The organism is Streptomyces sp. NPDC002057 (assembly GCF_040296665.1).
In the GTDB taxonomy this organism is placed as follows: domain Bacteria; phylum Actinomycetota; class Actinomycetes; order Streptomycetales; family Streptomycetaceae; genus Streptomyces.
In genome coordinates, this window is sequence record NZ_JBEOXR010000012.1 from 49597 (window position 1) to 70857 (window position 21261).

Annotated in this window: 17 protein-coding genes; 7 read left to right on the plus strand and 10 right to left on the minus strand. The window is 73.1% G+C overall.

Going from position 1 to position 21261, the window contains the following annotated elements; all coding sequences use genetic code 11:
- Positions 1–49: 49 nt before the first annotated feature.
- Together ABT129_RS12940 and ABT129_RS12945 are read right to left on the minus strand one after the other, a co-directional pair.
- Positions 50–1567, minus strand: coding sequence for a GAF domain-containing sensor histidine kinase (locus ABT129_RS12940; RefSeq protein ID WP_351900203.1), 1518 nt, complete (start codon positions 1565–1567; stop codon positions 50–52).
- A gap of 152 nt (positions 1568–1719) precedes the next feature.
- Complete coding sequence (locus ABT129_RS12945) at positions 1720–2781, minus strand: rod shape-determining protein (RefSeq protein WP_351900205.1); 1062 nt, start codon at positions 2779–2781, stop codon at positions 1720–1722.
- 252 nt (positions 2782–3033) lie between these two features.
- Here ABT129_RS12945 and ABT129_RS12950 point away from each other — a divergent pair, with 252 nt between their 5' ends.
- Complete coding sequence (locus ABT129_RS12950) at positions 3034–4005, plus strand: SCO2400 family protein (protein WP_502981739.1); 972 nt, start codon at positions 3034–3036, stop codon at positions 4003–4005.
- A gap of 50 nt (positions 4006–4055) precedes the next feature.
- Here the strand turns inward: ABT129_RS12950 and ABT129_RS12955 are convergent, their stop codons facing one another.
- On the minus strand, positions 4056–4529 hold the full coding sequence (locus ABT129_RS12955) for a MarR family winged helix-turn-helix transcriptional regulator (RefSeq protein ID WP_351900209.1): 474 nt from the start codon (positions 4527–4529) through the stop codon (positions 4056–4058).
- Positions 4530–4635: 106 nt separating this feature from the next.
- Between ABT129_RS12955 and ABT129_RS12960 the strand changes: the two genes are divergently transcribed.
- From ABT129_RS12960 to ABT129_RS12970, 3 genes are all read left to right on the plus strand, one after another.
- Positions 4636–5655, plus strand: a complete 1020-nt coding sequence (locus ABT129_RS12960) for an NADP-dependent oxidoreductase (protein WP_351900211.1) — start codon at positions 4636–4638, stop codon at positions 5653–5655.
- Positions 5656–5719: 64 nt separating this feature from the next.
- Positions 5720–6142, plus strand: a complete 423-nt coding sequence (locus ABT129_RS12965) for an organic hydroperoxide resistance protein (protein ID WP_351900213.1) — start codon at positions 5720–5722, stop codon at positions 6140–6142.
- A 142-nt stretch (positions 6143–6284) separates the two neighbouring features.
- Positions 6285–7142, plus strand: coding sequence for an EI24 domain-containing protein (locus ABT129_RS12970; RefSeq protein WP_351900215.1), 858 nt, complete (start codon positions 6285–6287; stop codon positions 7140–7142).
- A gap of 29 nt (positions 7143–7171) precedes the next feature.
- Here ABT129_RS12970 and ABT129_RS12975 read toward each other — a convergent pair whose 3' ends face one another.
- The 3 genes from ABT129_RS12975 to ABT129_RS12985 form a co-directional block, all read right to left on the minus strand.
- Entirely contained in the window at positions 7172–8404 is a 1233-nt protein-coding gene (locus tag ABT129_RS12975) for an acyltransferase family protein (protein ID WP_351900217.1), read from the minus strand.
- The gene (locus ABT129_RS12980; RefSeq protein ID WP_351900379.1) at positions 8401–10494 is read right to left on the minus strand and encodes a bifunctional polysaccharide deacetylase/glycosyltransferase family 2 protein; all 2094 of its coding nucleotides are present in this window, start codon (positions 10492–10494) and stop codon (positions 8401–8403) included. The genes ABT129_RS12975 and ABT129_RS12980 overlap by 4 nt, the downstream gene beginning before the upstream one ends.
- A 116-nt stretch (positions 10495–10610) precedes the next feature.
- Positions 10611–11363, minus strand: a complete 753-nt coding sequence (locus tag ABT129_RS12985; RefSeq protein WP_351900219.1) for a hypothetical protein — start codon at positions 11361–11363, stop codon at positions 10611–10613.
- Positions 11364–11668: 305 nt separating this feature from the next.
- Between ABT129_RS12985 and ABT129_RS12990 the strand changes: the two genes are divergently transcribed.
- A complete protein-coding gene (locus ABT129_RS12990; RefSeq protein ID WP_351900221.1) occupies positions 11669–12565 on the plus strand; it encodes a chitosanase in 897 nt (298 codons plus the stop codon).
- 60 nt (positions 12566–12625) lie between these two features.
- Here ABT129_RS12990 and ABT129_RS12995 read toward each other — a convergent pair whose 3' ends face one another.
- Positions 12626–13588, minus strand: coding sequence for a LysR family transcriptional regulator (locus ABT129_RS12995; protein ID WP_351900223.1), 963 nt, complete (start codon positions 13586–13588; stop codon positions 12626–12628).
- 146 nt (positions 13589–13734) lie between these two features.
- On the opposite strand from ABT129_RS12995, the gene ABT129_RS13000 reads away from it, so the two are divergent.
- Positions 13735–15924 carry a M4 family metallopeptidase gene (locus ABT129_RS13000; protein WP_351900225.1) on the plus strand — a complete coding sequence of 730 codons (2190 nt, stop codon included), beginning with the start codon at positions 13735–13737 and terminating at the stop codon, positions 15922–15924.
- A gap of 118 nt (positions 15925–16042) precedes the next feature.
- Here ABT129_RS13000 and ABT129_RS13005 read toward each other — a convergent pair whose 3' ends face one another.
- Entirely contained in the window at positions 16043–16756 is a 714-nt protein-coding gene (locus tag ABT129_RS13005; protein WP_351900226.1) for a carbon-nitrogen hydrolase family protein, read from the minus strand.
- A 108-nt stretch (positions 16757–16864) separates the two neighbouring features.
- Entirely contained in the window at positions 16865–17455 is a 591-nt protein-coding gene (locus ABT129_RS13010) for a TetR/AcrR family transcriptional regulator (RefSeq protein WP_351900227.1), read from the minus strand.
- Positions 17456–17606: 151 nt separating this feature from the next.
- Between ABT129_RS13010 and ABT129_RS13015 the strand changes: the two genes are divergently transcribed.
- Positions 17607–20066 carry a beta-glucosidase gene (locus ABT129_RS13015; protein ID WP_351900229.1) on the plus strand — a complete coding sequence of 820 codons (2460 nt, stop codon included), beginning with the start codon at positions 17607–17609 and terminating at the stop codon, positions 20064–20066.
- 59 nt (positions 20067–20125) lie between these two features.
- Here the strand turns inward: ABT129_RS13015 and ABT129_RS13020 are convergent, their stop codons facing one another.
- The gene (locus ABT129_RS13020; RefSeq protein ID WP_351900231.1) at positions 20126–21043 is read right to left on the minus strand and encodes an SGNH/GDSL hydrolase family protein; all 918 of its coding nucleotides are present in this window, start codon (positions 21041–21043) and stop codon (positions 20126–20128) included.
- Positions 21044–21261 lie beyond the last annotated feature (218 nt).

A 21261-nucleotide genomic window follows, 5' to 3' on the forward strand; every position in this document is an offset into this window, starting at 1 on the left:
GCGCCGGGCTGCTCCGTACGGGGAGGAGCGCCGTCCGTGCCCGGGACCCCTACGGCCAGGTCACCGTCGTCGGCGGGGTCCCGTCGTCCGTGACCCGCAGCCGGACGCCGCCGTCCCCCGCCGACACCTCGACGGAGATCGCGCCGATCCCGGACCGCCGGTGCGCCGCCGCGAGCGCCCCGCGCAGGGTGGCGAGGAGCCGGCCGGCCGTCTCCTCGTCGACGAGGGTGTCGACGGCGCCCGCGAAGTGCACGGACGGCTGGAAGCCGAGCAGGACCGCCGCCCCGCCGGTCTCGCGCAGCACCTTCCCCCGGAAGGAGGTCGGCGCGTCCGCGGGCGGCTGCTGGAGCGCGAAGATGGTCGTGCGGACCTCCTGGATCGTCGAGTCCAGCTCGTCCACCGCCCGCCCGAGCAGCGCGTCCTCGTCGCAGGACCCGGCCGCCCGCCGCCGGGTGGACTCCAGCATCATCTCGGTGGCGAAGAGCCGCTGGACGACCAGGTCGTGCAGGTCCCGCGCGATCCGGTCCCGGTCCTCGTACACCGCGAGCCGCTCCCTGTCGTGCCGCGCGTCCGCGAGGACCAGCGCGAGCGCCGCCTGCGAGGCGAACTGCGAGGCGAGGAGCCGGTCGACCGCCGAGTACGGCTCGTCGCCGCGCCGCCGGGGGAGGGCGAGGGTGCCGATGAGCTTCCCGCCGCTCTGCAGCGGCAGCATCATCGACGGGCCGAAACGGGACCGGACATGGGTGGTCATCCGGGGATCGGTCGCCGAGTCCTCCACGAACACCGGCTCCCCGCCGAGGAGCTGGACGAGGACGGGGGAGCCGGGCGCGATCGTCGTGCCGACCAGATCGCCCGGGTCGTCCGTGGTCGAGGCGGCCACGATCTCCATGCCGCCCTCCGCGGTGGGCTGGAGCACCACCCCGGCCGAGGCGCCGGAGAGGATGCGGGCCTGCTCGGCGACGGTCATCAGCGCGTTCTCGGCGGACGCGCCGGTCAGCAGGGCCGTGGTCACCGCTGCCGCGCCCTCGATCCAGCGCTCCCGCTGCCGTGCCGTCTCGTACAGGCGGGCGTTGCCGATGGCGATCCCGGCCTGCGAGGCGAGGACCCGCAGCAGGGAGAGGTCCTCCTCGGTGAAGCCGCCCGCGCGCTTCTCGGTGAGGTGCAGATGACCGAAGACCTCGGTGTGGACCCGGATCGGGACGCCCAGGTACGTGCGCGTCCCCGGGAGCCCCTCGGGCACGGCGGGGGAGCGGGGGCCGGCCGCCGGATCGCCGGGCGGCAGCGGACGCGGGTCCTCGGCCGGGACGCCGGCCGGCCCGCCGAGACCGTCGGCGAGACGGCCGGCCCGCCGCCGCTGCTCGTCCGTCATGCCCGAGGTGAAGAGCTCGGTGACGCGGTGGCGCTCGGGGTCGACGACCCCGAGCGCGCCGTAGCGGGCCCCGGTCAGCTCGGTGGCGGACTCCACCAGGTGCTGGAGGGTGGTGCGGAGTTCGAGGTCCGTGCCGACGCCGAGGACCGCTTCGAGCAGCGCGGGCAGGCGGGGAGCGTCCTCGTCCATGATCGTCATGGTCTCATTGTCGTACGAATCAGGCTGTTTCGTCGTTTTGATCCCGGCCGGGGGTCGGCCGGGAGGTTGGTCGGGGGCGGTCGGGAGTCGGCCGGGAGTCGGCCGGGAGTCGGCCGGTGGTCGGTGGGGGCCGACCGGAGCCCCGTCGCGCCTCAGTCGTCGTCGTCGAGCGGGTTCCGCTCCGACAGCGGGTCCAGGACCATCGGCTGGACCTTGCCCTCCAGCATCGCGCCGAGGCCCAGGACCGCGCACACGTCGGGCCGTTCGGCGATGTGCACCGGCATGCCGGTCGCCTCGCGCAGCATCTGGTCGAGCCCCGGCAGCAGGGCGCTGCCGCCCACCATCATGATCCCGCGGTCCGCGAGGTCGGCCACCAGATCCGGCGGGCAGTCCCGCAGCACCTTCCCGATGCCGTCGAGGACCGCCGTCAGCGGGGTGTGGATCGCCTCCCGCACGGCGGCGGTGTCGACGGTCACCGAACGGGCCAGCCCCGTCGCGACGTCACGGCCGTGGATCTCGGTCCAGGCCGGTCCGTGGGGCGTCAGGCCGTTCCCGCTGAGGGCCAGTTGCAGCGGGCGCACCGACTGGCTCGGCAGCATCAGCTCGTGGTGGTGGCGCAGGTGCTGGATGACGGCGTGGTCGATGGCGTCCCCGCCGACCGGCATCCGCTCCGCCGTGACGATCGAACCGAGCGACAGGACCGCGACCTGCGTCGTTGCCGCCCCGCACACCAGGATCATGGTCGCGGTCGGCTGCTCGACCGGCAGTCCGCACCCCACGGCCGCCGCGATCAGCGTGTCCACCAGCTCGACCCGGCGGGCCCCGAGACCGACGAGGGTCTCCACGGCGGCGCGCTGGGCGAGCGGGTCGCTGTCGTGCGGGGTGCAGGCGGCGGCGCGCAGCCGGGGCTTGCGGCGCAGCTGACGGCGCAGCTTCTCGCCGAGGAGATGACGGAGCATCCGCTGCGCCATCTCGATGTCGACGACCGTGCCGCCCGAGACCGGGCGGACGACCCGGATGTAGTCGGGGGTGCGGCCGGTCATCTTCTCGGCCAGCGCGCCGACGGCGATCAGCGCTCCGGTGCGGGTGTTGACGGCGGCGACGCTCGGCTCGTCGACGACGAGTCCGGCGCCCTTGACGAAGACCCGGGTGCGGGCGGCACCCAGGTCGACGGCGACATGGCAACGACGCAGCTGCTCAAGGCTGACGGTCATGGCGGATCCTCCGGAGTGCGGTGCTGGCACGGGCGAGGTGTTTCGCGTTTCGCGGTCCTGTGGGAATCGTCCGGCCGTTCGGGGCGCGGCGCGCGTTGGGCTGCGCCGCCCGGGGCCCGCTCCGAGGGGCCGGCCAGGACACCCCGAAGCGGGCGAATCACGACGCACCGCCGCCGACCTGCGGTTTCCTCACAGGATCCTCACTTCCGCGCCTACCTGTGGCCGTATCCGGCCGCATAGCCTGCGGGCCCCATGGACTACTGCCACGCGTGCCGGCGGCATCTCAACGGGGCCCTCGCCTGTGCCGGGTGCGGGACTCCCGTGGAGGAACTGCGGTACGAGACCCCCCACATACCCGCCCAGCCCGTCCAGGCCTACGAGCCGGTCCAGGGCTATGAGCCGGTCCAGGCCTACGAGCCCGTCCAGGCCCACGAGCCCGCCCGGACCCGCGAGCCGGTCCGGCCCGCCGGAGGCGAGGACGCGCCCGAGCGCGCACCCGGAGCGCCCGAGCACGTCTACGAACTCGACGTCGTCGAGCGGCCGCGCCCGGCCGCCGGCGGGCGCCGCGCCGCCCGCGGCCGCTCCGCCGCGCGCAAGGGCAGGCGGGCGCGGAGCCGCCGGGGCCGTGCGGTCCTGGTGGGGACCCTCGGGCTGGTGCTCGCCGCCGGGACGCTGAGCCTGGCGCGCCTGGCCCTGGAGAACCCGGAGAAGCTGGGCGCCGCCTCGGTCGTGGAGGAGCAGCAGGTCACCGCGACCCCGCTGGACGCCGACCCCGACCCGGTGGAGACGACCGAGGCCGCCCCGGACGGCACGGACCCGTCGCCGGTCGCTTCGGCACCGACCCGGTCCCGCCAGGTGAGCGCGGAGGCGGGCAGGGGGGCGGGCGCGGGCAAGGCCGGCGGCCCGGGTCCCGGAACGGGCTCGGGCTCGGGCGCGGGTACGGGTGCCGGAACGGGCTCCGGATCCGGTACGGGGCAGGGCACGGGCGCCGGGGAGGGCGAAGGCGCCGGGGACGCCCCTCAGGACCCGCCGGCGCCCATCGACCCGGAGACGCGGCCCCCGGAACCCACCGCGAGCCCGTCCGCCACGGACGGCGGAGCGACCGGGACCCCCACGGCGACGCCCACCGGCCCCGCGCCGTCGACCACGGCCCCGACGCCGAGCGCGACCCCCGTCCCGACGCCCAGCCCGACCTGCACCCGCTTCCTCTGGTGGTGCGTCTAGGGGGCTGTCCCGCCGGTGGCCGTTGGCGCGGCCGGGGCCTGCCTTCCGGGTCAGACCCCGGGGGACGCCTGGCCGGTCGGGCCGGGCCCGCCGGTCACGTCCTCGCCCAGCATGCGCTTGAGGAGGTCGCGCAGGAGGGTGCGCTCCGTCTCGGACAGTTCGCCGAGGGGCTCGCGGGCGAAGTCCAGGGACTCCCGGAGGCGGCGGGCCGTGGCGCGGCCCTCGTCCGTGGGGACGGCCAGCTTGACGCGGCGGTCGGCCGGGTCGGGGCGGCGCTCGACCAGGCCGCGGGCCTCCAGCCGGTCGACTATCCCCGTGATGTTGGACGGCTCGCACTTCAGCTTCTGGGCGATGCGGCGCATCGGCAGCGGGTCGAGCGAGAGCAGGCCGAGGACGCGGGCCTGGGCGCCGGTCAGCGCGTGCTGCGCGGCCGCCTGCTCGTACTCCTCGTAGTAGCGCGCCACGACCGTGCCGATCAGCTCGACGACTTCGAGGGTCAGGGGGTCCGTGCGTGAGGTGGCCATGGGGCTCATCCTACCCAAATACTTGACAACATGAAATATCGAGGCGCATGGTTGTTTGAGTCAGTGAACCTTTCGCTTTCTGAAGCTTTCCCTGGAGGCCGTGCTCATGTCCGTTCTTCCCGCGTCCAGCCGTGAGTGGCACCTCGTCGCCCGTCCGCACGGCTGGCCGACCCCTGCCGACTTCGCCCTGCGCGAGACCCCGGTCACCGAGCCGGCCGAGGGCCGCGTCCTCGTGCGCAACCTGCACTTCTCCGTCGACCCGTACATGCGCGGCCGCATGAACGACGTGAAGTCCTACATCCCCCCGTTCAAGCTCGACCACCCCATGGACGGCGGCGCCGTCGGTGAGGTCATCGCCTCCAACGCCGAGGGCTTCGCCGTGGGCGACCACGTCCTGCACGGCCTCGGCTGGCGCGAGTACGCCGACGTCCCGGCCCAGCACGCCACCAAGGTCGACCCGGCGCTCGCCCCCCTCTCCGCCTACCTCGGCGTGCTCGGCATGACCGGCCTCACGGCCTACGCCGGCCTCTTCGACGTCGCCTCCTTCAAGGAGGGCGACGCGGTCTTCGTCTCCGGCGCCGCCGGGGCCGTCGGCAGCCAGGTCGGCCAGATGGCGCGACTCAAGGGCGCCTCGCGCGTCATCGGCTCGGCCGGCTCCGACGAGAAGGTGAAGTTCCTCGTCGAGGAGCTCGGCTTCGACGCCGCCTTCAACTACAAGAACGGCCCGGTCAAGGACCAGCTCCGCGAGGCCGCCCCGGACGGCATCGACGTCTACTTCGACAACGTCGGCGGCGAGCACCTCGAAGCCGCGATCTCCTCGCTCAACGTGCACGGCCGCGCCACCATCTGCGGCATGATCGCCCAGTACAACGACACCGAGCCGGTCCCCGGTCCGCGCAACATGGCGATGATCATCGGCAAGCGGCTGCGCCTCCAGGGCGTCCTCGTCGGCGACCACTACGGGCTGCAGCAGCAGTTCGTCCAGGAGGTCGGCGGCTGGCTCGCCTCCGGCGAGCTGAAGCACCGCGAGACCTTCGTCGACGGCATCGAGAACGGCGTCGACGCCTTCCTCGGACTGCTCCGCGGCGACAACACCGGAAAGATGATCGTCTCGGTGACCCGTTAGTCTTCCCTCAGCCGTCGCGATCGTGGGCGCGAGTCGCGGCGAACCCATGAAGGAAGTACCTCGCATGTCGATCCAGCACTCCGACGTTCTCTACACCGCCGTCGCCACCGCCGAGAACGGGCGTGACGGCCGTGTCGCCACCGACGACGGTCAGCTCGACGTCGTCGTCAACCCGCCCAAGGCCATGGGCGGCTCCGGCCAGGGCACCAACCCCGAGCAGCTCTTCGCGGCGGGCTACAGCGCCTGCTTCCAGGGCGCGCTCGGCGTCGTCGCCCGCAACGAGAACGCCGACATCTCCGGCTCGACGGTCACCGCCGAGGTCGGCATCGGCAAGAACGACGACGGTTTCGGCATCATCGTGAAGATCTCGGCGACCATCCCGAACGTGGACGCGGAGACCGCCAAGAGCCTGATCGAGAAGGCCCACCAGGTCTGCCCGTACTCCAAGGCGACCCGCGGCAACATCACGGTCGAGCTCGCCGTCTGATTCCGGCCCGCACGACCCGCGGCACCGAACGAGGACCGCATCCCCTCCCGGGGGTGCGGTCCTCTTCGCGTACCGGCCGGCCCCTCGTACGCCCGGCCGGACGTCGCACGGCTGACCTGCGCGGCACCGTTACAGTGACCCCATGCGCGATCTCGGGGTGGGTTTCAAGTACCTGGTTCAGGGCCAGAAGTGGGTCGGCCGGCACGGACGGTGGTTCGGGTTCGGACTGCTGCCGGGGCTGGTGACCCTCGTGCTCTACGCGGGCGCGCTCGTCGGTCTCGGCTACGGCGCCGACGACCTGGCCGCCTGGGCGACCCCGTTCGCCGACGACTGGACCTCGCCCTGGATCGACATCTTCCGCGGCACCCTGACCGCCCTGGTCGTCGCCTTCGGGCTCTTCCTCGCGGTCATCACCTTCACCGCCGTGACCCTGCTCGTCGGCCAGCCCTTCTACGAGTCGCTCTCCGAGGAGGTCGACCGCAGCGAGGGCGGCGAGGTGCCCGAGTCCGGGCTCCCGCTCTGGCGCGAGCTGTGGATCTCGGCCCGTGACAGCCTGCGGGTCCTGCTGCGGGTCGCGTTCTACGGCATCCTGCTCTTCGCCTGCGGCTTCATCCCGGTCGTCGGCCAGACCGTCGTGCCCGTCGTCGGCTTCTGCGTCTCCGGCTTCTTCCTCACCGAGGAGCTGGCGGCCGTCGCGCTCCAGCGCCGGGGCGTCGAGCTGAAGGAGCGGCTGCGGCTGCTGCGCGGGCGCCGCCTCGCCGTCCTCGGCTTCGGCGTTCCGCTGACCCTCGCCTTCCTGGTGCCCTTCGTCGCGGTCCTCCTGATGCCGGGAGCCGTCGCGGGCGCCACCCTGATGGCGCGTGACCTGCGGGGCGAGACGTCCGGCGACGACCGGGACGGCGACGACCGGGATGGCGACGACCGGGACGGCGGCTCCCGTGACGGCGCCCGGCTGCTCTCCTCCGACGGCGGCCGCGAGGCGCACGACCCGACCCGCTGAGGAGCCGGGCGCCTGCCCGGCCGACCGGACTACGCCCGGCGCGCCCGCCGGGCGGCCCGGTTCGGGGTCCCGTCCGGCCACAGCCGGGGCGCCCGCCGTGCGGCGAGGTCCTCGATCCAGCCGAACGCGAGGACCGCCAGGGCGATCAGCGGCCAGACCACGACGAAGCTCCACATCGTGTACGTCGCGTCGAGCGCCGCGTTGCCCCGGTCGCTGTCCAGGAACGGCAGCTCGTACCCCTTGTCGACGATCACCTCCGCGACGCCGATCAGGAGGTTGTGCCACAGGTAGATCGTGACCGCGCGGTTGTTGGACAGGGTGACGAACGCGTCCCACTTCGCCAGCCGCCCCGGCAACCGCTGCCAGGACGGGGCGTACTGGAGCAGGATCACCACGAACCCGAACGACCACGTGGCCTGTGCCAGCGGGATCTCGTTGAGGTCCCAGCCCTCGGACCCCAGATGGCCCGACGCCCACCAGAGGCCGAACGCCATCGACAGGAACGCCCAGGACACCGCGGCGTACCGGGGGATCCGCTTCAGCAGCCCGTCGTGGTGGGCGAAGCCCAGCATCCAGCAGGAGGCGTACACGACGAAGTCGGTGACTCCCTCGCCGGCCTCGCCGGGAAGGTCGACCAGGCCGGTCGTGAGGACCGCCGTCAGCCCGAGCGGGGCCGTCAGCATCGCCCACGGGACGCGGCGGAACGCCCACAGCAGCAGCGGCGATGCCACCACGAACCACAGGTAGGCGCGCAGGTACCAGAGCGGCCCCGCCGCCTGCGTCGCCCAGTCGTCGGCGGCCGGGTACGGCGGAGCGCCGACGGGCACCACGTACGTGAGCAGCCGGACCAGGCCCCAAGTGCCGCCCTCGTCCGGGTCCTTCACCGGATTCCAGCCGTTCATGAGGATCAGCGTCAGCGCCACCGCGCCGAACGCCCACAGCGGGGGCAGCAGTCGACGCACCCGGCCCATGATCACCTGGCGTGCCGGGCGGTCGAGCGAGCGCGCCATCAACAGGCCCGCCAGCGCGAACATCACGCCCATGGAGGGGAAGACGAGCGACAGCCAGCCCCAGCCGAAGAGGTGGTACGCCACCACGCGGACCAGGGCCACCGAACGCAGCAGGTCCAGATAGCGGTCACGGCCCGGCTTCGGGGCGACCGGAGCGGGGGAGGGCCCCGGAGCCGGGGTGCCTCCCGCCGGGAGGTACCCCGGCGCGCCCGGTGACGTCAGCCCCTCCGGTGTCCGTTCGTGCGTCGTCATCCGACGTGCCCCCGATCGCGTGCCGTCGTTCCCGTGCCCTGCTGCTGCTGCGGCACCGCACCCGGCGCTGCCTCGACCACTCCGGTGCGCCGCAGCTTCTGCCAGCGCAGCCGGCCGCCGGTGAGCGCGGTGATCCACGACTGGAGCAGGACCACGTACATCAACTGCCGGTAGAGGATCTGCTGGAGGGGCAGCGAGACGAGGTGCGTCATCCGCTCCCGGTCCAGCCGGAACGCGTAGGCGGCGCAGACCGCCTGGACCGCCAGGACGCCCAGCCAGGCGGCGACGGTCTTCTCGGTGGGGCCGAAGACCAGGCCGTACAGCAGGAACACGTCGATCAGCGGTGCCAGCAGCGGGGCCACCACCATGAACAGCGAGACCAGCGGCAGCCCCACCCGGCCGAACCGGCCCGAGGGCCCCCGTTCCACCAGGGCGCGGCGGTGCTTCCAGATCGCCTGCATCGTGCCGTAGGACCAGCGGTAGCGCTGCGACCACAGCTGCTGGACGCTCTCCGGGGCCTCGGTCCAGGCGCGCGCGTTCTCCGCGTACACCACCCGCCAGCCGTCCCGGTGCAGGGCCATCGTGATGTCGGTGTCCTCGGCGAGCGTGTCGTCGCTCATGCCGCCGACCCGTTCGAGCGCGGAGCGCCGGAAGGCCCCGACCGCGCCCGGGATGGTCGGCATGCAGCGCAGCATGTCGTACATCCGGCGGTCCAGGTTGAAGCCCATCACGTACTCGATGTGCTGCCAGGCCCCGATCATCGAGTCCCTGTTGCCGACCTTGGCGTTGCCGGCGACCGCTCCGACCCGCGGGTCCGCGAAGGGCTGCACGAGCTCGCCCACGGTGGCCGGTTCGAAGACGGTGTCACCGTCCATCATCACGATCAGGTCGTGGCGCGCGTTCGCGACGCCCCGGTTGAGCGCGGCCGGCTTGCCCGCGTTGAGCTGGCGCACCACGCGTACGTTCGGCAGCCCCATGTCCTCGACGATGCGGGCGGTTCCGTCGTTGGAACCGTCGTCGACGACGATGATCTCGATGGGGTGTTCGCTGTCGATGAGGGAGCGCACGGTGTTCTCGATGCAGGCGGCCTCGTTGTACGCGGGCACCAGCACCGACACGGGTTCGGTGACCGGTACGGGACCCCAGCGGAAGTTCCGGCGCCGCACCCGGTGCGCGTGGGCGCCCGACAGCGCGAGCATCAGGCCGAAGCGGGCGAAGACCAGGACACCGATGACCGCCAGGACGACGACCAGCCCGTCGGTGAGCCGGTCCGAGGCCTGGACCATGAAGACCCACGCCCTGCCCTTCCAGAGATCCGGGCCGGTGACGGGGGTGTTCGCGCTGGGCGCGTCGAGCGCCTCGGTGAGGGTCTGGAAGCGGTAGCCCTCCTCCTGCATCCGGGGCAGGAACGTGTCCAGCGCGCGGACGGTCTGGCCGCGGTCGCCGCCGGAGTCGTGCATGAGGACGATGGCGCCCTCGCCGTCCTCGGGAGTGGCGTTGCGGATGATCCTGTCGACGCCCGGCCGGCGCCAGTCCTCGCTGTCGGTGTCGTTGACGACGGTGAGGTAGCCGAGGGTGCCGACGTACTCGGTCACCGGCCAGGACGCGTCGTCCATGGCGTCGGCGAAGGAGGAGTACGGGGGCCGGAACAGGGACGAGCGGATGCCGGCCGCGCCGGCGATCGCCAGCTGGTTCTGGGACAGCTCCCAGTCGATCCGGCGCTGGGACTGGAAGGAGAGGTCGGGGTGGTTGAAGGTGTGCAGGCCGATCTCGTGTCCTTCGGCCACCATGCGGCGGACGAGCTCGGGGTGGCGCGAGGTCATGGTGCCGGTGACGAAGAAGACCGCGTGCGCGCGGTGCTTCTTCAGCACGTCGAGCACCTTCGGGGTCCAGGTGGGGTCCGGACCGTCGTCGAAGGTGAGGACGAGGCTGTGGTCGGGCACGCCGAGGCTGGTCGCCCGCTCGCCCCGGGTGTCGAGGACCGGTCCGCCCTCCAGGACCTCCTGCGGCACCTGTCCGGTCGCGACCCCGCCGCGGACACGGTGGTCGGCGAGGATCTCGCTGTGCACGTAGCCGCGCAGCATCAGCATCGTGATCACGGCGACGAGAAGCAGCGAGGGCAGGACGAAGCGAAGGGGCAGGGAGCGGCGAAGGCCGCCCGGGGCGCCGCGGGGAGCGCGGCGGCGCCGGTGGGTGCGGGGTGGGGTCACAGGATGATCTCTGGGGAAGGGGGGACGTGGTCCTGCCCGGCGGACGCCGGACGGCTGTGGCCGAGCGCGACGGAGCCGGACGCGACGGGCGGCGCGGTCGTCTCGGGCGCGGTGGTGCCGGTGGGAGCGGTGGTGGCCGGCGCGGTGGTGGGCGTGCCCGTGGGGGCGGGCGTGGTCGGCGTGGTGGTGGGCGTGCCGGAGGAGTCGGGCCCGGGGCTCTCGGTGGTCGTCCGCGGGGTGGGCGTCGCGGTGCTCGCCGTGGGGGCGGGCGTCGTCGGCTCCGGGGTGTTCGCCGAGGAGTCGGCCGTTCGGACGGGCGCCACGGAGCGCCTGTCCCCGTCGCTCGTGGTCGTCGGCGCGGAGGGGGTGCTCGTGGTGGGGGAGGGGGCCGCCGGTGGGGTCGGCGAGGGGGAGGCCTCGCCCCGCTCGGCCGGTACGGCCTGTCCCTGTTCGGGGAGCGGCACCCAGGGGGCGGCGGAGTTGCCCGTGAGCAGGGTGGCCACGATGACGACGGCGTAGGCCGCGCAGGCGACGCCGACGACGGTGCCGAGGTGGCGGAAGCGACGGCCGCGACGGCCGGACTCGTCGACGAAGACGGGGCCCTGGGGTGCCCGGCGGGGCTCGGGGACCGTGACGGCCGGCCGGAGCGACGGGCCGCCGCCGCCCATGCGGACGGCGTCGAGCTGGACCGTGACCTCGCCGGGGTCGTGCGTGTGGCCGGGTGCGTCGGCGTCCGGGGCGGGGGGCACGGGCAGCGGCCGTGCGTGACCTGCGTTCCGTCCATCAGGTTGGTCGTTATTGAGCCAGTTTTCCACTGCGTAGCACTTCCCCAAGGGCATGTTTCGGGCGCGCTGACGGCCCCCGGATCGACGTACCTGTGCACAGGATCGAACCCGCACCGGTTCGAACGCCCCCTGTGTCCCACTGTGCCCGGGGGGCATGAGGGTAGCGCATGTGGTTGTCGTGAAGTTGTTTCCGCCAGTTCTGGATTTTCTGTGAAGCTTCAGATCTGTCCGAAACTGGCCCAACTCGCGACCCGATTAGTCTGTCCGCCATGAAACGCGCCGGACTCCTGCTCTTCGTGACCGTCCCCGTCGTCACGACGGCGGTCGCCTACCTCCTCGTCTCCGGAAGTCCGGACGGTGACGCGCCGATCGGAGCGTCGTCCGCGCAGTCGCGCCAGGCGGTGAAGGCGCTGGCGGAGGGCGCGGAGGGCGCGGACGGCGCGGAGGCCGACACCGTGCCCCCCGGCCTGGCCGAGCCGGCGAAGAAGGAACTCGCGGGCAGGATCGTGGCGAGCGCCGTCCACTCCACTCTCGACTGGCGTGCCACGTACGGGTCCATCAAGGACATCGGGGACGGGCAGGGCTATACGGCGGGAATCGTCGGATTCTGTACGGGAACCCACGATCTGCTCACCCTCGTCGAGCGCTACACCGAGGAGCGTCCCGGCAACGGGCTGGCCCGGTATCTCCCCGCCCTGCGCACGGTGGACGGCACGGACTCGCACGAGGGCCTGGACCCCGGCTTCGCCGCGGCCTGGCGGGCGGAGGCGAGGGACGGGGCGTTCCGCGAGGCCCAGGAGGCGGAGCGCGACCGGGTCTACTTCGACCCCGCGGTGCGCCTGGCGAAGCTCGACGGCCTCGGCACCCTGGGGCAGTTCGCGTACTACGACGCGATGGTCTACCACGGGCCCGACACCACGGCGAACGGCTTCTACGAACTGAGGGAACGCGCCCTGGCGGAGGCGGACACCCCGGCCGAGGGCGGCACCGAGGAGCGGTACCTCGACGTCTTCCTCGACGCGCACCGCGCCGCCATCGAGGCGAAGGGCAGGGACGGCGACACCAGCCGGGTCGACTCGGCCCTGCGGACGTTCCTGGAGGACGGCAACCTGGACCTCGACACCCCCTTGAGGTGGCAGGTCTACGGACAGGCGTACCGGCTCTAGACGAGCGGGTCCGGCCTCCCCGGCGGAGCGGACGGCCGGAGCGACCCCGGTCCGCGCGCCTCAGGCTCCGAGGGCCGGGTGCAGCTCCGGCCGCGCGTCCCACCACGTCCGGTAGAAGGCGTTGTTGTCGACGTTCGCCAGATACGCGTCGACCGCCGCCCGGTACAGCAGCTCCGTCTGCGGGGCGGAGACCGCCGCCTTGTTCCAGGCGAGCCGGATCCGTCCCAGGACGGGATCGCCCTCCAGGGGACGCAGGACCGTGCCCTCCGCGTACGGGGCCGTCGGCTGGCTCAGCGAGATCGCCCGGCCCGCCGCGATCAGGCCGTAGTGCATCTTCCGGTCGGCGACCCGGTGCCGTAGCGAGGGCGTGAAACCGGCCTTCGCGCAGGCCGCGACCAGTGCCTCGGGGCCGCCGTCGTCGTCCTCCACCAGGCTCATCCAGGACTCGCCGGCCAGCTCGGCGAGCGCGATCCGCTCCTTCCCGGCGAGCCGGTGCGCGGCCGAAAGCCGCACGCAGAACGGCTCCTTGGGCACCAGAGTCCGCGCCGCCGTGCCCTCAGGCAGGGTCACCTCGTGCTCGTTGACCTCCCCGTAGAGCACGGCGTCGTACCGTCCCGCGCCGAGCTGCCGGGTCAGGGTCGTCGCCGAGTGCTCCACGGTCACCGAGATGTCCTGGCCCGCCATGACCCGCTCCAACTGGCCGAGCAGCCCGTCGACGAGGACGAGCAGGATGCAGCCGAGACGCAGCGGGGTGTGCGGGGCGGCGGCCCGCGCCCCGGCGGCGAGGGCGTCCATCTCACCCAGCACGAGCCGCGCCTTGGAGAGGACGAACTCGCCCAGCGGGGTGGGCTCGACGCCGTGCCGGCCGCGGAGGAAGAGTTCCCCGCCCGCGACCCGTTCGATGCGGCGGAGCTGCGCGGAGAGGGCCGGCTGGGAGACCCCGAGCCGCCCGGCGGCACGCCCCAGACTGCCCGCTTCCGCTATCCGGCAGACGGCCTCAAGATGCCTCAACTCCAGCTGCATTGCAGCAGCGTACGCAGCACCGCGCGGCCGCACCATAACCCGCGTCTTATGCCGCGTGAGATGTCCCGAACTGGCCATGTCCACGCCCATACTCGGCGCCACGATCCGTCTCCCCCACCACGATCCCACCCTGATCGGAGCAGACGTTGCACCCCAGCAGACTCACGGCGGCCGTGGCCGCCCTGGCGCTCTCGGCGAGCCTCGCGACCGCCCTCGCCGGCACCGCCACCGCGGCCCCGCAGGCGCAGCCCGTACCCCCGGGCCACGGCAGGTCCCTCGCGCTCGCCGCCGCCGACGGCGCCGCGGCGAGCGGTCTCGACGAACTGCGGCACGGCGCCGACGAGGAGCTCGTCCGGACCGCCGTCACCCCCTGGTCGAACGGCCTCTACTACACCGCCTACGAGCGCACCTACCGCGGCCTCCCCGTCGCCGGGGGCGGCGACGCGGTCGTCCTCTCCGACAGCTCCGGCAAGGTCAGGGACGTCACCGGCGCGCCCGCGCCCACCATCAAGGTCTCCACCACCGCGAAGGTGACCGCCGCCGCCGCCCTCGCCACCGCCCGGGCGCAGCTGGCCTCCGTCGAGTCCGCGGACGCCCCCGAGCTGACCGTCCTCCTCAAGGGCGGCAAGGCCGTGCTGACCTGGCACACCCTGGTCGTCGGCCGCACCGCGAAGAACGCGCCGAGCTCCCTCGACACCTACGTCGACGCCCGTACCGGCGCGGTCGCGCAGGCCACCGACAAGATCCTGCACGCCGACGGCCGCGGCTACCACAACGGCAACGTCACCATCGACACCGCCGCCGGCTCCATGACGGACACCAGCCGCGGCGGCTTCAAGTGCGGCGGCCAGAACGGCAGCGCGTACACCGGCTCCTCCCCGTGGGGCAACAACGGCGCCAACGACCTGGTGACCGCCTGCGTCGACATCATGTACGCGGCGCAGAAGGAACACTCCATGCTCAAGGAGTGGTTCGGCTACAACGGCCAGAACGGGCAGGGCGGCATGGTCCCGGCCCGCGCCGGACTGAGCCAGGTCAACGCGTACTACGACGGTACGAAGACCACGTACGGCCGCAACCAGAACGGCACCAACCAGCTCACCGGCATCGACGTCGTGGCGCACGAGTACGGCCACGAGATATTCGACCGGACCCCCGGCAGCGCGGGTTCCTCCAACGAGAACGGCGGCCTCAACGAGTCCACCGGCGACATCTTCGGCGCCCTCACCGAGCACTACGCCAACAACCCGAACGACACCCCGGACTACACGGTCGGCGAGGAGCTGAACTTCACCGGCAACAACCAGCCGATCCGCAACATGTACAACCCGTCGCTCATCAACAACGACCCCAACTGTTACCCCCAGTTGAGCTCGGGCACCGAGGTGCACGCGGCGGCCGGACCGCAGAACCACTGGTTCTACCTCCTCGCCGAGGGCTCCAACCCGGGCGGCGGCAAGCCCAGCAGCCCCATCTGCTCCGGCGGCCCCTCCTCCGTGACCGGCATCGGCATCCAGAAGGCCGGCAAGATCTTCATGGGCGCCCTGCTCCTGAAGACCTCCTCCTGGAACCACCTCGCCGCCCGCCGGGCGACCCTGACCACCGCCAAGAACACCTACGGCGCCGTCGAGTGCAACGCGGTGAAGGCGGCCTGGAACGCGATCGGCGTCCCCGCCCAGTCCGGTGAGACCGACTGCGGCGGCACCACCACCCCGGACTTCTCCCTCGCCCTGAACCCGTCCTCGGGCTCGGTCCAGCCGGGTGCCTCCGTCACCTCCACGGTGAACACCAGCACCACCGGCGGCAGCGCGCAGACCGTCCAGCTCTCCGCGAGCGGCGCCCCGAGCGGCGTCACCGTCTCCTTCAGCCCGAGCTCCGTGACCTCCGGCTCCTCGTCCACGATGACCGTGCAGGTCGCCGCGGGCACGGCCAACGGCACCTACCCGATCACCGTCACCGGCACGGGCTCCGCCACCCACACCGTCACCTACCAGCTGTCGGTCGGCACCACGACCCCGCCCACCGGCTGCGCCGCCACCGAGCACAGCTACCAGGGCAGCCTGACCTCCGGTCAGACCGCGGTCCAGCCGGACGGTTCGTACTACTACTCGGCGACCTCCGGCACCCACGTGGGCTGCCTGCGCGGTCCGGCCGGCAAGGACTACGACCTCTACCTGCAGAAGTGGAACGGCGCGGGCTGGGTGGACGTGGCCGTCGGCGGCACGGCGACCGCGAACGAGGACACCAGCTACAACGGCACCGCCGGGTACTACCGCTACCTCGTCCACGCGTACAGCGGCTCCGGCGCGTACACGCTGGGCCTGAGCGCCCCGTAAGGGCCTGAGCGCCCCGTCACGGGGGCGGGGCGCCGTCGCGGACCGGGGGTTCCGTGACGCGCGCCCCGAGGCCGGGCGGCCGTTGTCCCACGGCCGCCCGGCTCTTCCGTGCCCGCGCTCAGCCGACCTCGGCGAGCACGAACCCCGGCTCCGTGCCGCCCGCGTCCGCGATCCGCTCGCCGTCCGGGCCCCAGGCCCCGGCCAGGCCCGCGCCCACGCCGTCCTCGTTCGGCCCCAGGACGTTGCCGAGTACCACGTGCAGACCGAACTCCGCGGCCCGCGCCGGATACACCTTCTCGAACGAGTCGTTGTCGGCCGCGAGCACCGAACTCGCCAGATAGACCGCGCAGTCGTCGGCGGCCGCGCGCTCCGCCACTCCGGGGAAGCGGTTGTCGTAGCAGGTGGCCGTCGCGAACCGGACCCCGTCGAGCTCGAACCGCCCGTCGGCGGTGCCCGGCGCGAAGACCTCCCGCTCGATCCCGTACAGGTGCTGCTTGTCGTAGCGGGCGAGGAGTCCGCCGTCCGGGCCGACGACCAGCGAGGTGATCGCGGGCCGGCCGTCCGCCGTCCGCACCGGCCCGTTGACGACGGCGGCCGCCGACACCGCGCGGCAGGCCTCCCGTACGGGATCGAGCCGGGGGTCGTCCTCGGTGAGGACGAGCCCGGGGGTGTCCCGGATCAGGGTCGGCTCGTACCCGCTGAGGCAGAGTTCCGCGAAGACGACCACACGGGCTCCCCCGGCCCCGGCGGCCCGGATCAGGGAGGCGGCGGTCCGCACGTTCGCGGCGATGTCCCCGGCGACCGGGGCGAACTGGGTGGCTGCGACGATCATGGCCCCCATCATCCCGCCCGCCCGCCGCCGGGGAGTCCCCGGGACCGGCGCACCGTCCCCGCCGTCCCCCGCGGCGGCCCCAGGAGGGCGCTCGTGGCCACGGCCGGTCTAGCCCGTCCCGCCGCCGTCGCCGCCGTCACCCCCGGCCAGCAGGCCCAGGAAGTCGCGGAAGGCGGCCGGCATGTCCACCGCCGAGGGGTCCAGGAGCCACTGGTACTGGAGGCCGTCCATCACCGCCGTCAGGAGGGGCGCCGCCCGCTCGGGGGTGAGCCCGCCCGGCAGCCGGTCGCCGAACTCCAGGCGCAGGACCTGCGCCATGCTCGCCCTCACCTGTTCGTACCGCTCGGTGAAGAAGGCGCGTGCCGGGTGCTCGTCCGTCACGCTCTCGCCGAGCAGCGCGGAGAAGGTCTGCACGATGCCGGGCCGCATCGCGTTGTACTCGACGAGGGAGTCGAGCAGGTCGAGCCGCCAGCCCTCGCGGTCCCGGCCGCCGCTCGTGTCCCAGCGGTCGCGCTCCTCCAGGACGGCGACGAGCAGCGCCTCCTTCGTCGGGAAGTAGTGGAGGAGGCCCTGCTGGGTGAGACCGACCCGCTCGGCGACGGAGCCGAGGGTGGCGCCCCGGTAGCCGCGCTCGGCGATCACTTCGAGCGCGGCGCGGAGGATGTCCGCCCGCCGCTCCTCGCTTCTGGCCCGCACCATCGCCGTGGCCCCTTCCCGGTCGTCGCTTCCGACAGGACCGTACCCCCTCCCCTAAAATAACAAAAACGTAACGTCACCTACCGATCTACAGGTAGGGAGGTGCACGATGGCCCCATCGGGGTCATCAGTACGTCAACGAGGAGGTACGGCCATGACGGAGACCAGTGCGGACACGGCACGGGAAGCGGTCGTCGAGGCGGCCATCGGCAAGCTCGGCCTGGACGCCAAGACCCGGCTGCTCGCCGGCCAGGACATGTGGTCCCTGCCCGAGCTGCCGGAGATCGGTCTGAAGTCCCTGGTCATGTCCGACGGCCCCATCGGCGTCCGCGGTGTCCGCTGGACCGCCGACGACCCGTCCGTCGCCCTGCCGTCCCCGACCGCGCTCGCCGCAGCCTGGGACCCCGCCCTCGCCCGCCGCGCCGGCCGTCTCCTCGCCCAGGAGGCCCGCCGCAAGGGCGTCCACGTCCTGCTCGCGCCCACCGTCAACCTGCACCGCACCCCGCTCGGCGGACGCCACTTCGAGGCCTACAGCGAGGACCCCCTCCTCACCGGAGCCGTCGCGACCGGCTACGTCCAGGGCGTCCAGGACGGCGGCGTCGGCACCACCGTCAAGCACTTCGTCGCCAACGACGCCGAGACCGACCGCTTCACCGTCGACAACGCGATCGCCCCGCGCCCGCTCCGCGAGCTCTACCTCGCCCCCTTCGAGGCCATCGTCAGGAACGCCCGCCCCTGGGGCATCATGACCGCCTACAACCAGGTCAACGGCGTGACCATGACCGAGCACCACCACCTCGTCAACGAGGTCCTGCGCGGCGAGTGGGGCTTCGACGGCGTCAACGTCTCGGACTGGATGGCCGCCCGCTCCACCACCGGGGACATCGAGGGCGGCATGGACATCGCCATGCCCGGACCGGTGACCGTCTACGGCGAGGCGCTCGCCGCCGCCGTCCGCGCCGGCGAGGTCGAGGAGTCCACCGTCGACGCCGCCGTCCGCAACGTCCTGCGGCTCGCCGCCCGTGTCGGCGCCCTCGAAGGCGCCCCGCCCGTCGTCACCGAGCCCCCGGCCACGATCGACGGCGACGCCCTCGCCCGCGAGATCGCCCACCGCGGCTTCGTCCTCGTCCGGAACGAGAACGGCGCGCTGCCGCTCGCCGCGAACGGCACCGTCGCGGTCTCCGGCGCCGCCGCCCGCGATGCCCGCGTCCTCGGCGGCGGCTCCGCCCAGGTCTTCCCCGAGCACGTCGTCTCCCCGCTCGACGGACTCACCGCCGCCCTCGCCGCCGCGCCCGGAGGGGGCGCGCCCACCTTCCGCATCGGCGCCGACCCCAGCGAGGAACTCGTCCCCGCGGGCTCCGTCTCGCCGGGGTTCACCCTCCGCGCCCGCTGCCGCGACGCCGGGGGACGGCTCCTCGGCGAAGGCTCCCTGCCCAACGGGCAGGTCCAGTGGATCGGCGACGACCTCCCGGACGGCGTCACCCACGAGGCCCTCGCCTCCATCGAGGTCGTCGGCACCTTCACCCCCCGCGAGTCCGGCGAACACGCCTTCGGCACCCGCGGTCTCGGCGCCTACACCCTCACCGTCGGCGGCGAGACCGTCTTCGACGGCGTCCAGGCCATGGGCCCCGAGACGGACCCCTTCGAGGCCTTCTTCGGCTCCCCGGTCGAGCGCGCCAAGGTCGCGCTCACCGCCGGCGAGACCGTCGAGGTCTCCCTGCTCCACACCCTGGACAAGGAGTTCGCGGCCCCGCTGCCGGCCGTCATGTTCTCCTTCGTCCACCTCGGTCCCCGCCGTGACCCCGACGAACTGATCGCCGAAGCCGTCGAGGCCGCCCGCGCCGCCGACACCGCCGTCGTGGTCGTCGCCACCACCGAACGCGTCGAGTCCGAGGGCTTCGACCGCAAGGACCTCGCCCTCCCGGGCCGCCAGGACGACCTCGTCCGGGCCGTGGCCGCCGTCAACCCGAACACCGTCGTCGTCGTCAACGCCGGCTCCCCGGTCGAACTGCCCTGGCGCGAGGAGGTGGCCGCGATCCTGCTCGGCTGGTTCCCCGGCCAGGAGGGCGGCGCCGCCCTCGCCGACGTCCTCACCGGCGCCGAGGAGCCGGGCGGGCGGCTCCCCACCACCTGGCCCGCCGCCCTCGCCGACGTCCCCGTCACCGAGGTCACGCCCACCGACGGCGTACTCGACTACGCCGAGGGCGTCTTCATCGGCTACCGCGCCTGGGACCGGGCCGGCGCCGTCCCCGCGTACGCCTTCGGCCACGGACTCGGCTACACGACCTGGGCGTACGAGTCCCTGACGGCCGGTCCCGACACCGCCGTCGTCCGGCTCACCAACACCGGCGACCGGCCGGGCCGCGAGGTCGTGCAGATCTACCTGGCCCCGGCGTCCGCCGACGGGGAGCGGCCGGCCCGCTGGCTGGCCGGCTTCGCGAGCGTCGAGGCGGCCCCCGGCGAGACCGTCCAGGCCGTGATCCCGCTGCCCCGCCGCGCCTTCGAGATCTGGGACGAGGAGAAGGACGACTGGACCCTCGTCCCCGGCGGCTACGAGGTCCTGGCCGCCCACTCCCTCGCGGACGCCCGACTGACGGCCACCCTCGACATCTGAGTGCGGGGACCCTCATGACCGGCCCCGGGGCGGCACCTGACAACCGCCCCGGGGTCCTTTCACTCCTTCGTGATCCGCCGGTACGCAAGCTCCGCGAGCCGCGCCTGTCCGTCCCGGCTCGGATGGAACCAGTCCCAGGGGCTCAACTGCCCGCCGTCGAAGCGGAAACCGAAGACCGCCCCGTCGTCGTACCGGCAGCGCTCGTCCTTCGCGCACACCTCCGAGAGCACCCGGTTGTACGCCACCACCCGGCCCCGCACCTCGGCGCGCCGCCGGTCCGCGGCCGCGCTCAGGTCCTCGGCGTCCGCCAGCATCGCGCCGCAGATCCCCAGCCGCCACGCCCGCAGGCCCGCCGGGCTGACCCGCCCGGTCGACCACAGGTGCATCAGGTCCGGCACGCTCGCCACGTAGACCTGCGCCTCGGGGGCGCCCTTCCGCAGCCGGGCGAGCGCCGTCTCGAAGGACGTGCGGAAGTCCTCCACCGGCGTCATCAGCGCCGGGGTGGGCCGGCAGGCGTCGTTCGCGCCCATCATCACCGTCACCAGCTCGGGCCGCTCGGCCGCCGCACCGGCCATCTGCTCCGGAAGCTCCACCATCCGCGCCCCGGTCCGGGCCAGGTTCCAGCTGCGGGTGGCGACCTTCTCCGGGCCCAGGAGCCGCAGCGCCAGGCTGTTCACGGCGGTGTCGGTGCCGGTCGCCCAGGACACCTCGGGGCAGTCCGCCAGGACCGCGCAGGCGTCGAAGGCGCGGGTGACGGAGTCGCCGACGGCGGCGACGGAGGAGGGCGAGACGTCCCACAGGGAGTCCGGCGAAGGCGTCGCCTCCGGGGTCGGCTTCGCGGCCGGCCCCGGGGTGGGTCCCGTCGGGGAGGCCTTCGTCTCCGGCTCCCCGGCCGTGCAGCCGGAGAGCGCCCCCGCGCACAGCAGAGCCGCCGTCGCGGTGGCGACAGCGGTACGGAATCGGCGTCGACCGCGCATCCCCGGCCCCTCCTTCGGCGTCCTGGCGGGTGAATGCTTCGTGTTCACCCGCCCCCGGACCGACCGTACGTCACACCGATGACGGTGCGGCACGGTAGCTTTTCCCCCGTCGAACCAGAGGCGCCTTTGCCGACCGGCTCCGGTAAATTACATCACGTCACATGCTGTCCCCTTTTTGAGGGTTTGCCATGTTCTGTTCCTGATGCTGTTTACTGAGC

Bases quoted from the DNA above. Each gene is read 5' to 3' on its own strand.
- ABT129_RS12940 (WP_351900203.1), bottom strand. From the start codon at position 1,567: ATGACGATCATGGACGAGGACGCTCCCCGCCTGCCCGCGCTGCTCGAA.
- ABT129_RS12945 (WP_351900205.1), bottom strand. From the start codon at position 2,781: ATGACCGTCAGCCTTGAGCAGCTGCGTCGTTGCCATGTCGCCGTCGAC.
- ABT129_RS12950 (WP_502981739.1), top strand. From the start codon at position 3,034: ATGGACTACTGCCACGCGTGCCGGCGGCATCTCAACGGGGCCCTCGCC.
- ABT129_RS12955 (WP_351900209.1), bottom strand. From the start codon at position 4,529: ATGGCCACCTCACGCACGGACCCCCTGACCCTCGAAGTCGTCGAGCTG.
- ABT129_RS12960 (WP_351900211.1), top strand. From the start codon at position 4,636: ATGTCCGTTCTTCCCGCGTCCAGCCGTGAGTGGCACCTCGTCGCCCGT.
- ABT129_RS12965 (WP_351900213.1), top strand. From the start codon at position 5,720: ATGTCGATCCAGCACTCCGACGTTCTCTACACCGCCGTCGCCACCGCC.
- ABT129_RS12970 (WP_351900215.1), top strand. From the start codon at position 6,285: ATGCGCGATCTCGGGGTGGGTTTCAAGTACCTGGTTCAGGGCCAGAAG.
- ABT129_RS12975 (WP_351900217.1), bottom strand. From the start codon at position 8,404: ATGACGACGCACGAACGGACACCGGAGGGGCTGACGTCACCGGGCGCG.
- ABT129_RS12980 (WP_351900379.1), bottom strand. From the start codon at position 10,494: ATGCTGATGCTGCGCGGCTACGTGCACAGCGAGATCCTCGCCGACCAC.
- ABT129_RS12990 (WP_351900221.1), top strand. From the start codon at position 11,669: ATGAAACGCGCCGGACTCCTGCTCTTCGTGACCGTCCCCGTCGTCACG.
- ABT129_RS12995 (WP_351900223.1), bottom strand. From the start codon at position 13,588: ATGCAGCTGGAGTTGAGGCATCTTGAGGCCGTCTGCCGGATAGCGGAA.
- ABT129_RS13005 (WP_351900226.1), bottom strand. From the start codon at position 16,756: ATGATCGTCGCAGCCACCCAGTTCGCCCCGGTCGCCGGGGACATCGCC.
- ABT129_RS13010 (WP_351900227.1), bottom strand. From the start codon at position 17,455: ATGGTGCGGGCCAGAAGCGAGGAGCGGCGGGCGGACATCCTCCGCGCC.
- ABT129_RS13015 (WP_351900229.1), top strand. From the start codon at position 17,607: ATGACGGAGACCAGTGCGGACACGGCACGGGAAGCGGTCGTCGAGGCG.
- ABT129_RS13020 (WP_351900231.1), bottom strand. From the start codon at position 21,043: ATGCGCGGTCGACGCCGATTCCGTACCGCTGTCGCCACCGCGACGGCG.